15 protein-coding genes are annotated in these 15,589 nt (G+C 63.1%); 2 read left to right on the forward strand and 13 right to left on the reverse strand.

Annotated features, from left to right (window positions below):
• Positions 1-15: 15 nt before the first annotated feature.
• From LXM94_RS06105 to LXM94_RS06130, 6 genes are all read right to left on the reverse strand, one after another.
• On the reverse strand, positions 16-429 hold the full coding sequence (locus LXM94_RS06105) for a hypothetical protein (protein WP_235770272.1): 414 nt from the start codon (positions 427-429) through the stop codon (positions 16-18).
• Between the two features lie 106 nt (positions 430-535).
• The gene (locus LXM94_RS06110) at positions 536-1,627 is read right to left on the reverse strand and encodes an ABC transporter ATP-binding protein (protein ID WP_235770273.1); all 1,092 of its coding nucleotides are present in this window, start codon (positions 1,625-1,627) and stop codon (positions 536-538) included.
• Between the two features lie 20 nt (positions 1,628-1,647).
• Entirely contained in the window at positions 1,648-3,300 is a 1,653-nt protein-coding gene (gene bglA / locus LXM94_RS06115) for a beta-galactosidase BglA (protein WP_235770274.1), read from the reverse strand.
• A gap of 25 nt (positions 3,301-3,325) precedes the next feature.
• Positions 3,326-4,471, reverse strand: coding sequence for a carbohydrate ABC transporter permease (locus LXM94_RS06120; RefSeq protein WP_235770275.1), 1,146 nt, complete (start codon positions 4,469-4,471; stop codon positions 3,326-3,328).
• Between the two features lies 1 nt (position 4,472).
• Positions 4,473-5,483, reverse strand: coding sequence for a carbohydrate ABC transporter permease (locus tag LXM94_RS06125; RefSeq protein ID WP_235770276.1), 1,011 nt, complete (start codon positions 5,481-5,483; stop codon positions 4,473-4,475).
• A 125-nt stretch (positions 5,484-5,608) separates the two neighbouring features.
• Positions 5,609-6,967, reverse strand: coding sequence for an ABC transporter substrate-binding protein (locus tag LXM94_RS06130; protein ID WP_235770277.1), 1,359 nt, complete (start codon positions 6,965-6,967; stop codon positions 5,609-5,611).
• A gap of 307 nt (positions 6,968-7,274) precedes the next feature.
• On the opposite strand from LXM94_RS06130, the gene LXM94_RS06135 reads away from it, so the two are divergent.
• Positions 7,275-8,300, forward strand: coding sequence for a LacI family DNA-binding transcriptional regulator (locus tag LXM94_RS06135; RefSeq protein ID WP_235770278.1), 1,026 nt, complete (start codon positions 7,275-7,277; stop codon positions 8,298-8,300).
• A 32-nt stretch (positions 8,301-8,332) separates the two neighbouring features.
• Here the strand turns inward: LXM94_RS06135 and folD are convergent, their stop codons facing one another.
• A complete protein-coding gene (gene folD, locus LXM94_RS06140; protein WP_235770279.1) occupies positions 8,333-9,232 on the reverse strand; it encodes a bifunctional methylenetetrahydrofolate dehydrogenase/methenyltetrahydrofolate cyclohydrolase FolD in 900 nt (299 codons plus the stop codon).
• Between the two features lie 512 nt (positions 9,233-9,744).
• On the opposite strand from folD, the gene LXM94_RS06145 reads away from it, so the two are divergent.
• Positions 9,745-10,557, forward strand: coding sequence for a WecB/TagA/CpsF family glycosyltransferase (locus LXM94_RS06145; protein ID WP_235770280.1), 813 nt, complete (start codon positions 9,745-9,747; stop codon positions 10,555-10,557).
• A gap of 22 nt (positions 10,558-10,579) precedes the next feature.
• Here the strand turns inward: LXM94_RS06145 and LXM94_RS06150 are convergent, their stop codons facing one another.
• The 6 genes from LXM94_RS06150 to flhA form a co-directional block, all read right to left on the reverse strand.
• A complete protein-coding gene (locus LXM94_RS06150; RefSeq protein ID WP_235770281.1) occupies positions 10,580-11,104 on the reverse strand; it encodes a hypothetical protein in 525 nt (174 codons plus the stop codon).
• Entirely contained in the window at positions 11,101-11,469 is a 369-nt protein-coding gene (locus tag LXM94_RS06155) for a hypothetical protein (protein WP_235770282.1), read from the reverse strand. Before LXM94_RS06155 ends, LXM94_RS06150 begins: the two co-directional genes overlap by 4 nt.
• 16 nt (positions 11,470-11,485) lie before the next feature.
• Positions 11,486-12,046, reverse strand: coding sequence for a rod-binding protein (locus LXM94_RS06160; protein WP_235770283.1), 561 nt, complete (start codon positions 12,044-12,046; stop codon positions 11,486-11,488).
• A 240-nt stretch (positions 12,047-12,286) separates the two neighbouring features.
• Entirely contained in the window at positions 12,287-12,679 is a 393-nt protein-coding gene (locus LXM94_RS06165) for a hypothetical protein (protein ID WP_235770284.1), read from the reverse strand.
• Between the two features lie 26 nt (positions 12,680-12,705).
• Positions 12,706-13,458: a flagellar biosynthetic protein FliR gene (gene fliR / locus LXM94_RS06170; protein WP_235770285.1), complete on the reverse strand. Its 753-nt coding sequence runs from the start codon at positions 13,456-13,458 to the stop codon at positions 12,706-12,708.
• Positions 13,455-15,542 (reverse strand): flagellar biosynthesis protein FlhA, encoded by a 2,088-nt coding sequence (gene flhA, locus LXM94_RS06175; protein WP_235770286.1) that lies wholly within the window; start codon positions 15,540-15,542, stop codon positions 13,455-13,457. Before flhA ends, fliR begins: the two co-directional genes overlap by 4 nt.
• Positions 15,543-15,589: the final 47 nt, after the last annotated feature.

Here is a 15,589-nt window from a genome sequence, read left to right on the forward strand (position 1 = left end):
GAAGCAGGCCGCCGCTCAGCCGTAGATGTCGAGCGTGCGGTTCTGGTGGTTGCGGTGGGTGCTGTAGACGAAGATGCGCTGCAGGTCCTTGTCGGTGAGCAGCCGCAGGAAGCGCGCCTCGACGATGTCGTTGGCGTGCACGCGCTGGACGAGGCAACCGATCATCGGAATGCGGGCGCTCTGGATATCAAGATAGAAGTTCTTCGGCAGCTTGAACTTCGTGGAGATGGCGAGCGCGGCCCCGCTGCGCGAGAGCTTGATGATCTGGCAGCGGCGCGACACCAGGTTGACGATGCCGCCATTTTCGGTGAATTCGATCCGCGCCTCGTTGCAGGTATCCTCCATCGGGAAGCTTTTCTCCCGATCGTACATGAAGGATTCTTCCTTGTTGAGGTAATTGTTGCGCGGCGGCTGAACCTGAACGCCCATCTTTCAAGTCTCCCCTAGACCCTTTCTCGTTGAATTGAAGTCTAGGGGAAAACCTTTAACATCGGGTTGAACCGTCCACGCGCAATGCGGGAAATCGAAGGCCGCGCTACTTCGCGCGGTAGCTCACGCCGCCCGTGTCGAAGAGATGGAGCTTTGCCCGGTCGGCCGTGAAATGGACCTTGTCGCCCCGCTTGACGCCGAGGATTCCGGGCGCCTTGGCGATGATCGGCTCACCGGCAACCAGGCCTTCGATGTAGAGAAGCGTCACTTCGCCGAGCGCCTCGACGATCGACACGACACCTTCGAAGAGGAAATCATCGCCTGTCGTGATCTGGAGATCTTCGGGACGAACGCCGAACGTCGCCGATTTTCCGGCTTCCGACGCGGCGGTGGCGATGTCCAGCGTGGAGGACCGGCCGCCGACGAGCTCGACCGTGGTGGACGGACCGGCTGCCGTGATCTTCGCCGGGATGACGTTCATCGCCGGCGACCCGATGAACCGGGCGACGAACAGATTGGCCGGCCGCTCGTAGAGTTCGAGGGGCGGCCCGACCTGTTCGATGTGGCCCTGCGACAGGACGACGATGCGGTCGGCGAGCGTCATCGCCTCCACCTGGTCGTGCGTCACGTAGATCATGGTCGTATCGGCCATCTGTTCGGAGAGCCTGGCGATCTCGATGCGCGTCGCGACTCGGAGCGCCGCATCGAGATTCGACAACGGCTCGTCGAAAAGGAAGACCTTCGGGTTGCGGCAGATGGCGCGGCCGATGGCGACGCGCTGCCTCTGTCCGCCCGAAAGCGCCTTCGGCAGCCGGTCCAGGTACTTCGTGAGCTGCAGGATGTCAGCCGCCGCGCGCACGCGCCGGTCGATCTCCTCCTTGCTTTCCTTGGCGATGCGCATCCCGAAGGCCATGTTGTCGTAGACCGTCATGTGCGGATAGAGCGCGTAGGACTGGAACACCATGGCGATGCCGCGCTTGGAGGGCGGCACGTCATTGACCTTCTCGCCGTCGATCATCATGTCGCCGCCGGTGATCTCCTCAAGGCCGGCGATCATGCGCAGGAGCGTCGATTTCCCGCAGCCGGACGGGCCGACGAAGACGATGAACTCGCCCTGCTTGATGTCGAGGTTGATCCCGTGGATCACGTCGACCGCGCCGTAGGACTTGCGGATATCCTTCAGTATCAGTCCTGTCATGCTTACCTCCCCTTTTTCCGTTACGCGTAGCGGGCGAAGAACCCGCTCCAGGCCGGAAGTTCGATCTTGTCACCCTCGATCCGGCTGTCGTAGCCGTGACCGTCCAGAATCTCGACCGGCTCTGCGGGCCGGTCGACCGCGCGCGGCACCGGGCTCATGTTGAACGCGCAGAAGAGACGTTCGTTGCCGTACGAGCGCACGAAGGCGAGCACCGCCCCTTCCGCAGTCTCGAATGCGATCTCGCCCTTGGCGAGCGCCGGATGCTGCCTGCGGAACGCGAGAAAGCGGCGATAGTGGTGCAGCACCGAGTCTGAATCCGCCTCCTGTGCCGCGACGGTCCGTCCGAGATGCGCCTCCGGCACCGGCAGCCAGGGCTTGCCGGAGGAAAACCCTCCGGCAGACACCGCGCGGTCCCAGACCATCGGCGTGCGGCAGCCGTCGCGTCCCTTGAAGTCCGGCCAGAACTGAATGCCGTAGGGGTCCTGCAGGTCCTCGTAGGCGAGTTCCGCCTCCGGCAGCGCCAGCTCCTCCCCCTGGTAGATACAGACGGAACCGCGCAGGGAGAGCAGCAGGCTTGCGAGCAGCTTCGCATGGGCATCGTGATCGGTAACCCCGAGACCCCAGCGGCTGACGTGGCGCACCACGTCGTGGTTCGAGAAGGCCCAGCAGACCCATCCTTCCGGTGCGGCCTTCTCCAGTGCGTGCTGCGTCTCCGCAATGAAGGCGGGCGTCAGCGGATCAGGCGCCAGGAACTCGAAGGCGTAGCACATGTGCATCTTGTCGCCGCCGGACGTGTATTCGCCGGCGATCTCCAGCCCGCGCTGGCTGTCGCCGACCTCGCCGACCGCGGCGATCGCCGGGAACTCCTCCATCAGCGCGCGGAAACGCTTGAGGAAGTCGAGGTTTTCCGGGCGGTTCTTGTCGTAGAGATGTTCCTGGTAGTTGTAGGGGTTCACCGCCGGCGCCGTCTGGGCGTTGCGCCGCTCGGGTGCGAGCGACGGATTGTCCCGCAGCTCCTTGTCGTGGAAATAGAAGTTGATCGTGTCCAGCCGGAAGCCGTCGACGCCGCGCTCCAGCCAGAAGCGGCCGACCGAAAGCAGCGCGTCCTGAACCTCGGGATTGTGGAGGTTGAGATCGGGCTGGGAGGTCAGGAAGTTGTGCATGAAGTATTGCAGGCGCGTCGGATCCCATTGCCAGGCGGAACCGCCGAAGATCGACAGCCAGTTGGTGGGCGGCGTGCCGTCCGGCTTGGAATCCGCCCAGACATACCAGTCCGCCTTCGGGTTCGACCGGCTCGACCGGCTCTCGACGAACCAGGGATGTTTGTCGGACGTGTGCGACAGCACGAGGTCGATCATCACGCGAATGCCGAGACGGTGCGCCTCGGCGATCAGCAGATCAAAATCGGCCAGTCCCCCGAAAATCGGATCGACGTCCTGGTAGTCGGCGACATCATAGCCGAAATCCTTCATCGGCGACGTGAAGAACGGCGAAATCCAGATCGCATCCGCCCCGAGCGAGGCGACATGCGAAAGGCGCTCGGTAATGCCCTTCAGGTCGCCGATGCCGTCACCATTCGTATCCTGGAAGGAGCGCGGATAGATCTGGTAGATCACCGCGCCACGCCACCAGTCCTTGTCCGGCGAGAGGGGGGATACGCTTGCAATCGTCATTCTCTGTTCCTGTTGTCTCAGCACGTCAGCCGCCCTTGACCGACCCCGCCAGCAGGCCCCTGACGAGATAACGCTGCAGGCTGAAGAAGACGATGAGCGGCACGATGATGGTAATGAAGGCGGATGCCGTCAGGATCTCCCAGTTGCCGCCGCGCGAGCCGAGCAGGTTCACAAGGCGTCCGGTCAGCACCAGTTCGTCATTGCCGGTGCCGAGGAAGACCATGGCGACCAGCAGGTCGTTCCAGGTCCACAGGAACTGGAAGATCGCGAAGGAGGCGAGCGCCGGGAAGGACAGCGGCAGGATAATCTTGACGAAAATGTCGAAATCGCTCGCCCCGTCGACGCGGGCGGATTCCATGATCTCGCGCGGCAGGCCGGCCATGTAGTTGCGCAGGAGATAGATCGCCAGCGGCAGGCCGAACCCCATATGCGCGATCCAGATCCCGACATAGGTCTTGGCCGGCACGCCGAAGAAGGCCCCGACGCCGTTGTAGAGCTTGAGCAGCGGGATGAGCGACATCTGCAGCGGCACGACGAGCAGGCCGACGACGACGGCGATCAGCACCGCCCGGCCCGGAAAGGGCATCCAAGCCAGGGCATAGGCGCAGAAGGCGGCAACCAGGATCGGGATGATGGTGGAGGGGATCGCTACGGTCAGCGAGTTGATGAAGGATGAGCCGATGCCCTCGGCATTCAGCACTTCGCGGTAGTTGTCCAGCGTGAAGCGCGGCGGCACGCCGGCGGTCACGAAGATGCGCTGGCCACGGCCTCCCTCCATTTTGACGTCGGACTCGATCTCGAAGCTGCCATCGGCCTGGACCGTCAGGCGCTCGCCGTCGTTCAGCTCCGCCGTCTGACCCGGCTCGAAGGCGGTCGGCTCGCGGCTGGAGAAGCCGAAGGCGGTGACCTGCCCCGAGCCGCCGTCCAGGATATTGCCGGAAAGCACGAACTTGCCGTCACGCTCGACCTGCTCCTCCGGCGCGGGCGCACGGAAGACGAGGTTCTGCCCGGAGGTGGCAAGCGCCGTCCACCAGCCGGAGACGGCGAGTTGGTCCTTGTCGCGCAGCGACGAGATGAGAAGGCCGGCCGTCGGCAGAGTCCACAGCGCGACGAGCAGGATGACGGAGAGATGGACGACGTAGATCAGCGGTGAGCGGGATGATCCGAGCATCTCAGTGGCCCTCCATTTCCTTGGTCGCGTTGCGGATGTTCCAGACCATGATCGGAATGACGAGGACCATGATGATGACGGCAATTGCCGCACCGCGGCCGAAGTCGCCGCCGCCCCGGAACATCCAGTCGAACATCAGGTTGGCGAGAACCTGCGTCTGCCATTGACCGTTGGTCATGGCGAGCACGATGTCGAAGACCTTCAGGACCAGGATGGTGATGGTCGTCCAGACGACGGCGATCGTGCCCCAGATCTGCGGCACCATGATCTTGAAAAAGATCTGGAAGCCGTTCGCACCGTCGATGACCGCGGCCTCGATCGTCTCTTCCGGGATACCGCGCAGCGCGGCCGAGAGGATGACCATCGCGAAACCCGTCTGGATCCAGATGAGGATGACCATCAGAGCGAAATTGTTCCAGAACGGCAGCGTGACCCAGGCCTCGGGCGTGCCGCCGAACGCCACGACGATCGCGTTCAGGAGGCCGATCTGCTCGTTGCCCTCTGAACGGAAGTCGTAGATGAACTTCCAGATGACCGCAGCACCGACGAAGGAGATCGCCATCGGCATGAAGATCAGCGTCTTGGCGATGTTTCCCCACCAGATCCGATCGGTCAGTGCCGCGATGACGAGGCCGAAGAACGTCGAGAACGCGGGCACGACGAGCAGCCAGAGGAAGTTGTTGAAGATCGACTGGCGGAATTCGCCGTCGTTGAACATCCAGACGAAGTTGCTCAGGCCGACGAATGCGCGGCCGTCGCGGCCGTGGAGGCTGAGACGCACCGACTCGAAGACCGGATAGACGAGGTAGATCGCCAGGGCGGCAAGCGCCGGCGCCATGAAGAGCCACGGGCGGATCGCATTGGTAATGCGAAGATTTTCCGAAGCCTTCTTTCCGGAAAGACCCTTCGACGGAAAGAGGCGGTCGAGCAGCCAGTTGGTGCCGAAGAAATAGGCGGCACAGGCCAGTACACCGGCCACCATTGTCATGATGGCAAACAAGAGCTGCTGCATGTTGTCCTCCCCGGAAAATGCGTGCGGCTGCGTCTATCTTGTTGGCGGTCAGCGACTAGTCCGCCGGCACGACCGCGAATGCCGGAGATGGAGACGCCGGCGGGCAGGCCCGCCGGCGTCCGGATTTACTTGACGGAATCCCAGGCCTTCTGGATATCGGCACCGACATCGGCCGCCGGCTTGCCGCCGGTGAAGTCGATCATGCCGGTCCAGAACGCGCCGGCGCCGATCTTGCCCGGCATGAGGTCCGAGCCGTCGAAGCGGAACGTGGTGGAGTTCAGCAGAATCTCGCCCTGCTTCTTCATCGGCGCGTTGGCATAGGCCTCCGGGTTGGCGCTCTTGAAGGGCGTCAGGAAGCTCGACTGCGCCATCCATACCTCGTGCGCGATCGGCGTCTTGAGGAATTCGATGAAGGCGCGCGAAGCCGGCGTGTCCTTGGTGATCATCACCAGCGTACCGGCGCCGAGCACCGGCTTGCCGAGATCCGGCTTGTTCTCATAGGCCGGCATGTAGAAGAAGTCCGCGTCCTGGCCGACCACCGTGCCTTCCGGGAAGAAGGACGGGACGAAGGATGCCTGATGGTGCAGGTAGCACTTCGGCGGCGAGGCGAAGAGGCCCTTCGGCGAGTCGCGGAAGTCGGTCGAGGCGACGGCCGCGGCACCACCATCGACGAACTTGTCGTTCTTGGCGAACCAGCCGAATTCGTCGAGCGCGCCGACGACGGCCGCGTCGGTGAAGGGGATCTCGTTGCGCACCCACTTGTCGTAGGTTTCGGGCGTCTGGGTGCGCAGCATCAGGTCTTCCACCCAGTCGGTCGCCGGCCAGCCGGTGGCACCGCCGGAACCCAGCCCGATGCACCAGGGCGTCTCGCCATCGGCGACGATCTGCTCGGTCAGCGCCTTCAGTTGCTCCATGGTCTCCGGCACCTCGTAGCCGGCGTCCTCGAAGTTCTCCGGCACGTACCATACGAGTGACTTCACGTCGATCTTGTAGGGGAAGGCATAGAGCGCCGCCGCGCCGTCCTTACCCTTGTAGGTGGACAGGTCCACCCACGACTGGCCGGCAGCATAATTCTCGAGCAGCCAGCTCTTCGTCTCGTCCCCGAGCGGCACCAGGTGGCCCTTGGCGGCGAGATCGGCAATCAGGCCCGGCTGCGGCAAGACCGCGATGTCCGGCGGACTGCCGGCCTGCGTGTCGATGACGATCTGCTGCTCGTAGTTTTCGGAGGAGGAATATTTGACCTCCGCGCCGGTCGCCTCACGGAAATAATCGAGCACGGATTCGACGAGCGCCTGGTCCTCGCCGCGCCAGGGACCGAAGATGGTCAGCGTCTGGCCCTTGAGGTCGTTGGCGGATTTGAACTGGTCGAAGCTTGCCCAATTGAACTTGGAATCCTCGCCCGGCTTGAACTTCAGTTCCGCGGCATTCGCACCGCCGATCAGCAGCGCCGTCGCAGCGGCGGTCGTCAGAAGAAACGCTCTCACGTGATTAGCCTCCCATCACCTTGCAGCCGACATTCAAACTGCCGGCATCCTCCGATTTATTTTCAAAGCGCTTTGGATATACACTCATCCCATTAGATGCTTGCCTTCGTCAAGAGCCGCATCACCCTCTGTGGTGAAAAATGTCGCATACATGTGCGCCGCAGCGCAATTTTGCGCCGCAAAATCACGCAATTTGCTTTGGTGTCTCCAGATGCAGGTGCTAGACCATCATAGCGCTTTGGAGGAGAATTTCCCACATACCGTCGGCGAAATTCAAAGCGCTTCGACTATCGACTGGGCTAAACATGTGAATCTGAAGCAATTATCCCAATTGCTGGGCCTGTCTCAAACGACGATCAGCAGGGCGCTGAACGGCTATCCCGAGGTCAATGCCGACACACGCCAGCGTGTGCTCGAAGCCGCGCGCAAGACCGGCTATCGCCCGAACCGGGCTGCACAGCGGCTGGCGACCGGCCGCGCAGGCTCGATCGGCCTTGTCATGCCGACGGCGGACGGCCACGATTCCGACGTGCATTTCGGCGAATTTCTCGCGGGCCTTGGCGACGAGGCGGTGAAATACGATTTTCAGTTCGTGATCTCGCCCAGCCACCCGGACGACGAGGAGGCGACCTGCCGACGGCTGGTGGCGAGCGGCAACATCGACGCGGTCTTCCTCGCCTATATGCGGGAAAAGGATGATCGCATCGCGATGCTGCGGTCGCTCGGAACGCCCTTCGTCGTGCACGGCCGCTCGATCGGCATCCCGACGGATTACCCCTATCTCGACATCGACAATACCGGGGCGTTCTACGATGCGACGCGCCTGCTCGTGCAACTCGGGCACAGCCGCATCGCACTTCTCAACGGGCCCGAACACCTCACCTTCGCAATCCGCCGCAGGAAGGGCACGCTGAAGGCGCTCGGGGAGAAGGGACTGACGCTGCCCGAGAACCTGATGCAGCATTCCGCCATGACGGACGAGCATGGTTTCCGCGCCGTAGAGCGGTTCCTGCAACTCGACAATCCGCCGACGGCGGTCCTGTGTTCGAGCACGGTGCTCGCGCTCGGCGCGGTGCGCGCCGTCAACCGCGCAGGGCTGAAGCTCGGCAAGGACATTTCACTGATCGCGCATGACGACGTGCTGCCGATGCTGCGCCCTGAGAACTTCACCGTGCCGCTGACAACGACGCGCTCGTCGCTGCGCGCCGCCGGATCGCGCATCGCCAAGCGGCTGATCGCGCGCATCCTCGGCCAGGAACCGCTGCCCGAGCAGGAACTCTGGAAGACCGACCTGATCGTGCGCGCCTCGACGGGCCCGGCGCCCCGCCGCTGACTGGAGCGGCCGCGGCGCCCCCCGCGGCAAAATCAGAACTTCGGCGGCTTGCGGCCGGCGCTGCGATAGGCGGCGATCACCGTGTTCGCCATCAGCATGGCGATCGTCATCGGGCCGACGCCGCCTGGCACCGGCGTGATGACGGCCGCCACCCTGACGCAATCCTCGAAATCCACGTCGCCGACAAGACGCGACTTGCCCTCGCCCCTGTCGGGCGCCGGCACGCGATTGATGCCGACATCGATCACCGTCGCGCCGGGCTTTACCCAATCCGCCTTGACCATCTGCGGCCGGCCGACCGCGGCAACCAGGATATCGGCGTTGCGGCAAACGGCGGGCAAATCCTTCGTGCGCGAATGGGCCGTCGTGACCGTCGCATTGGCGGCGAGAAGAAGCTGCGCCATCGGCTTGCCGAACAGGTTGGAGCGGCCGATCACCACCGCGTTCAGACCGGAAAGATCTTCACCGTGGGTCCGGCGCACGAAAACCATGGCGCCGGCGGGCGTGCAGGAGAGCAGGCCGCCTTCGAGGTCCCCCGTCGCGAGCTTGCCCGCATTGACCACATGGAGCCCGTCAACGTCCTTCTCCGGCAGGATCGCCTGGATGATGGGTTCCGAATTCAGATGCCTGGGCAGCGGAAGCTGCACCAGAATGCCATGGATCGTATCGTCGCGGTTCAACGTCTCGACGAGCGCCGCCAGTTGCTCCTGGGTCGTCTCGACCGGCAGCGTATGCTGGACCGAGATGAAGCCGCATTCCTTCGCCATCCTGCTCTTCGAGGAGACATAGGCATGACTCGCCGGATCGTCACCGACAATGACGACGGCAAGACCGGTTCTCACGCCTGCATCGACCTCCAGCGCGCGCGCGGCGGCCTTGACGGCGTCGATCACGGAAGCGGCGACCTGCTTCCCGTCAATGATGATGGTCACGGTGTGTCTCTCCCTCGAAATCCGGCCGGACAATATCGGGCGCGCGCCGCAGCCGATGGCCTTTAAGCGCCCTATGCTGTCCAATTCGATTATTTGCAAGTGCAAGATGCCGGACCGGCGGCCGGCTGCACCACTTCCCCTCACCTCTGAGAGGCTGCGCCACACGGACCGTCACGGCTGAAAACGACTGCGCCTTTTTGAACCAGTGTTTTTTCGCCTCCGTTTCCTCCGCCGGCCATTGCACGGGGAGAGGCTTTCAAAAATTATGGAGTTATTTCAATAGATTGATGTGACATAACACGCAAGGTTAACGCTGCGTTGCCGCTTGTGCCGGCATTTGAGCCTTTAAGTTAAACGGCTGTTTTTTCGTCCCTGCTACAGCTTTTCGCAACAACGCCATGACAGCGGAAAATCATGCAAGCAGCAGGCACAACTGATCTTGACCATGTTTACGGGACGGAGCGTGGCACCGCCTCGAACGGGCTGAGCTGCCGGCTGTTCGAGGTGGGCCGATGAATCTCTCTTCCGGAAATCCGATCGTCGCCTCGCAGCGTGACATCCTCGGTGTGCCCGTATGCGACCTCGACTGGGCGAGTGCCTTCACCTTCGCCGAAGAAATCGCCACCATGCCCTTCGGCCAGACGGTCATCGCCTTCCTGAACGCCAACAACGCCAACCTGATGTTGCGTGATCGCAGCTATCGCGACGTGCTCGACCGCCAGGTCGTCTTCCCCGACGGGGCGGGCGTCGATATCGCCTCGATCGTGTTTCACGGCCGGAAATTTCCGGCGAACCTGAACGGAACCGACTTCGTGCCGGCGCTCATGACCTATATCGAACGGCCGATGACGGTCGCGATGATCGGCGCGAGGCGCGACACGCTGCACCGTGCCGCCGCGCAGTTGCAGCACCACGCGCCGTGGCATCGCTTCATCCCGGTCGCCGATGGTTACTTCGACCGCTCCCAGTCGGATGCCGTCATGGAACGGGTGCGCGAGATCGCTCCCGACATCCTGCTCGTCGCGATGGGCAGCCCGATGCAGGAAAAATGGATCGACCGGCATGTCGGGCCGAGCCATGCAAGGCTCGTGCTGAGCGTCGGCGCACTCTTCGACTTCGTCGCAGGTGACATGCCGCGTGCGCCGCTGAAGATCAGGAAGCTTCGGCTGGAATGGCTCTACCGCCTGATACGCGAGCCGCGCCGCCTGTGGCACCGCTATATCGTCGGCAATCCGCTGTTTCTCTACCATGTTGCCCGCTACAAGCTGAGCGGCATGGTCGTGCCGCGCCGGGATCCGCCGCAGGCGCCGGCCCTGCCGCGCTGAGGCAGCAGGGTCCGCAAACGGCTCAGTGACCGCTGCTGCTCGGCTCGGCCGCCTCGACCTCGCCCTTGGCGATGGTGACGCCGCGCTTGGGCGCCGCGTTCACCGCCTCGGCTTTCGTGATGTAATCGATCTGCTCCACCAGCACGTCGGCGACGACCTCCTCGCCGAAGCGCTCGTTGAGGCCGTCCTTCACCGTCTTGCGGAACAGGTCGAGATCGAAGCTCTGGAGATTGTCGACATCGATCATCTTCTTGCCGATGAGCACCGAGTAGAGCTGATCCGTGATCATCTGCGCCACCGGAACCGCTTGTTTCGCCGCCAGCTCCCTGTTCGCGACATAGGTCAGCCGCGCCAGGAAATGCCCCTTCACCTCCCCGTCGGCAATCACCGGTATCGTCGAGACGTTGCCGTTGACGACCTCGAGCGCCGCCTGCCGGTCGGCCGCTTCCTGGTCGATCTTCGGCGCGGCCGCCATCTGCAGGGAAAAATAGACCGATGCCAGGGTGACGATGCAGACCCAGACCCCGGTGGCGATCAGCTTGATCACGGCTGATACCCCATGCGGAACTGCTCCTGCGAGTAGGTGCCGTCACCTTCCTGCTCACGCACCGCGTCCTTCAGCAACTGGACCACCGAGCGGACGGCGTCGAGCTGGGAGGACAGGCGCCGCGCGTTCTCGACGAGTTTGCCGCGGACCGTGCGCATCTGTTCGGTAAAGGCCTTCGGCAGATCCTCCGGCAGCATGTCGCGCGTCAGCATCGCCAGTTCATAGAGGCAACGGCTCTTGTGTGCATTCGACGTCTGCAGATCGAAGTTCGGGTCGCGGCCGATACGGCTGTTCTCCATATCGATGATCGCCTCAAGGCGCCCGAGAACCGTACGAAGGCGCAGATCGGTCGTTGCTATGTCCATGGATTGTTTCCTTGCTTCAGGACTTCTTGTTGCTGTCGATGCCGGGGGTCAGGTCGGCAAAGGTCTCGCGCTGCAGCTCCTGCACCATGGCAGAGGAGGCGTTCGACGCATTGCCCTTGTCGGTGACCGTCCCGCGCGAAGACGTGTCGAGGTCGACGTCCTTCATCAGCGTTGACGCGATGCCGACGCCTCCGCGGCGCGAGATGACGTCACCGATCTGGTCGGCCATCATGCTGCGCCACATCTCGCCCGCCGTGCCCTTGCCGTAGAGTTCTTCGCTATCGGCAGGCAGCATCGACTTGACGAAGTTCTGCAGCACCATCGCCTCGAACTTGCGGTAGGTTTCCGGGATCGCCTTGCTGCCGACCGCTTTCGTCTCCGCCGATGCGGAGGACGTCGCACTGTCACGGCTGAGGATGCCGACCGCCGCGTTAAAGCCGCTGCCGGCCTCGGCGAGACTGGTTGCCTCGAAGGTGGCCCTGTTCGACTTGAGCTTCGCCTGGGCTTCCTGCACCGATGCAGGATCGGCGGCCCGCACGACATCGAGCACCAGGTCGCTGGGGGGTGAGATTGCCACGTCTGTTCGCCTCTCGGATAGACCGTATGACTGCCTGCGCCGTCATGGCGAATGCCGTCCAATTCCCTCCGAACCCGCCTGTCCGCCACGAAATTCCGCGGGCGTCGTCAAGCCGCTTCATTCACTGGCTTCGACAGACTTTCATCTTCGTCGTGGTTTGGACTATCGCTGTTCAACCTTACGGGAGGCTGGTGCCATATCATGCACTCATGAAGGCCGAGCTCGGCGCGGCCTGCACATCTACTCGTCGGTTCCGCTGGCGATGCGCTGATCGATGAGGTCGTAGAGGGCCGCGTCCTCGCGGTCGCGGTCTTCGGTCGCGCGGGCGTCCTGCATGTGCTCCTCCAGCCGATCGCCTTTCGTGCGCTCGCGAAGCACGCGCATCTCGTGCATCTGCTGCACACCCGCCAGCATCGTGTCCTTCTGCCGCAGCTTGCCGATCTGGGCAGAGTAGATATGGGAAAAGGTCCGGTGCAGCGGATCGAGCGAATTGATCGCCCCCGCCATGACATCCATGGTTTCCGCGACCTCCTGGCGCTGCTGGGTCGTCGTGGCGAGGTCGATCTCCGCCATCTGCTCCAGATGGCGCTGGACGGCGACGAGGCGCTTGAGCTTTTCCGAGCGGGATTTCATGGCCTTGCTTCTCCTTGAGCGACCCGTCAGCGGCCCTCGAAAACCGGAATGAACGCGGCGGCGAAGATTTCGAGCATCGACGAGATGCCGAAATAGACGAGGAACAGGCCGCCGCAGATGAGGAAGGGCAGCGAGATGAAGTAGATCGGAATCTGCGGCGCCAGCTTGTTGACGAGGCCGACGGCGATGTTGAAAAGCAGGCCGTAGACGATGAAGGGACTGGCGAGCCTCAGCATGATGTCGAAGGTCTGCTTCAGCGTATCGGCAAGCGTGATGAGCGCACCCTGCGGATTGAAGCCCGCACCGAGCGGCATCGTCGTGTAGGACTCGACGAGCGCGCGCAGGATCACATGATGGAAATCAAGCAGGAACAGGACCATCAGCGCCGCGAAGCTGATGAGGTTCGTGAGCTGGTTTTCGGCCGTGTCCTCGATGACGTCGGGCGACGGCGGCGCGTTGAAGCCGATCATCATGGTGAGCACGGTCCCGGCGAACTGCAGGCCGAGCACGAAATACCGCGCGATGAGACCGATGACGGCGCCCGTCAGCGTTTCGAAGACGATGAGACGAACGTAGCTCGCCACGGGATCCGCCGCCCGTGGATAGATCGTATCCCAGAGAAGCGGCAGGATCGCCATCGAAATGGCAACCGCGAGGAACAGCCGGATCTGCATGGGCAGCCGGGCCGACGAAAAGCCGGGCAGGAGCATGAAACATCCGCCCACGCGGCAGAAGGCTGCGAAGAGCGCAAGCACCGTGCCCTGCGGATCCTCGATCATGAGATCGAGCCGAGGATCTTGATCTCGATGCCCTTGGCAAGCTCGACATGGGAGAGAACCGGCAGTGTCGCGAAGAGACGCTCGATGATCATGCGCACATAAGAACGGGATTCGGGCGACGTGACCAGCACGAAAGGCGTGCCGCGATCGAGAAATTCGCGGATGACCTTCGTCGCCTGCTCGCTGAACTCCTCGAGCTGGCGCGGATCGATGTCGAATTCGACAACTTCGCCCTTGGCGTCGCGTTTCAGCGCCTGGTGGAAGATCATGTCCCATTTGTTGCCGAGACGGAGCACCGGCAGGACGCCGTTTTCGGCGAGGTCGCCGCAGATCTGCTGTGCCATGCGGATGCGCACATGTTCGACGATCTGCTCGGTCTTGCGGACATGCGGCGCGAGTTCGGCAACGGCTTCCAGGATGAGATGCAGGTTGCGGATCGAGACGCGCTCCGCAAGCAGCAGCTTGAGAACGGCCTGCAGCCCGGAATAGGACATGTGCGACGAGCAGATCTCGTCGGCGAGCTTGCGGTATTCCGGATCCAGGCGCTCGATCAGCACCTTCACGTCCTTGTAGGACAGAAGCTGCGGCAGGTTGTTGCGGATCACCTCCGACAGGTGGGTCAGAACGACGGAAACGTTGTCGATCGGGTGGAAACCCTCGCGGCGCAGGTCGTCGACGAAGGCCTCCAGCACCGAGACCGCCGGCATTCCGAATGCGGGCTCGCGGATGTCGTCTCCCGGAACGCTCGGCTTCCTGCCGCCGCCCGTGACGACGAGCACCTCGCCGACGCGCACGATGTTGGAGGCGATCGTCGTGCCGTGGATGCGGATCTGGTAGGCCTTGTCGGGAATGCTGATGTCGTCCGACACCTTGATCTCCGGAACCACGAAGCCGTACTGGACCGCGAATTTCTTGCGCATCTTGCCGACACGGAAGGCCAGTTCCTGGTGCGCGCCGAGAAGCCGCGTGGAGACCTGCTTGCCGAGCAGCAGTTCGATTTCGGCCGTCTTGAGGACGGACTTGACCGAATCCTTGTCCTGGTCCTTGGTCTGCTGCGCCTTCTGCAGTTCCTGTTCCCGCTTGATGCGGTTCTCTTCCTCGATGCGCCGCGGGATGATCCAGCCGCCGAAGGCCATGACGCCGCCGAGCACCATGAAGGGAATGAAGGGAAGTCCAGGCATGATCGCCAGCAGGAACATCAGGCCCGCAGCGACCATCAGGGCGCGGGGATAACCGCTCAGTTGGTTGACGACCGCCTGGTCGGTCGAACCCGGCGCGCTGCCACGCGAGACGAGCAGGCCGGCGGCGAGCGAGACGATCAGGGCCGGGATCTGCGAGACCACACCGTCGCCGACCGACAGCTTGACGAACACGTCGGCCGCCTCGCCGACCTCCATGCCATGGCGGAAATAGCCGATGATGATGCCGCCGAAGACGTTGATGGCGGTGATGATGAGGCCGGCGATCGCATCGCCGCGCACGAATTTCGACGCACCGTCCATTGAGCCGAAGAACGAGCTTTCGTCCTCCAGTTCCCGGCGGCGGCGCTGCGCCTCCTGTTCGTTGATCAGGCCCGCCGAGAGGTCGGCATCGATCGACATCTGCTTGCCGGGGATGGCGTCGAGGGTGAAGCGCGCGCCCACTTCGGCGATACGCGTGGCACCTTTGGTGATCACGATGAAGTTCACGGTGATGAGGATGAGGAACACGATCAGGCCGATCACGAAATCGCCGGACATGACGAGGTTGGCGAAGCCGGCAATGACGCCGCCCGCCGCATCGTGGCCCTGATGCCCGTGCGAAAGGATGACGCGCGTCGTCGCGATGTTGAGCGACAGGCGGATCATCGTCGCGATCAGCAGGATGGTCGGGAAGGACGAGAAGTCGAGCGGACGCTGGATCCAGAGCGCCACCATCAGGATCAGAACCGAGAAGGCGATGGAGAATGCGAGGCCCATGTCGATGAGGAACACCGGAATGGGCAGGAACAGAATCGACAGGATGAGTACGATGCCGAGCGCGAACGCGATGTCGCGCATGCTCGGGGCAACCTTCGGAATAGTCAGAACAGGTACTTGCGCCATCTTCTTTCCCGTCTCGTCATGAGAGGGGCCGCCCCGGTCAGGATCCG

It is taken from the genome of Rhizobium alarense (assembly GCF_021555155.1).
Taxonomy (GTDB): domain Bacteria; phylum Pseudomonadota; class Alphaproteobacteria; order Rhizobiales; family Rhizobiaceae; genus Rhizobium_D; species Rhizobium_D alarense.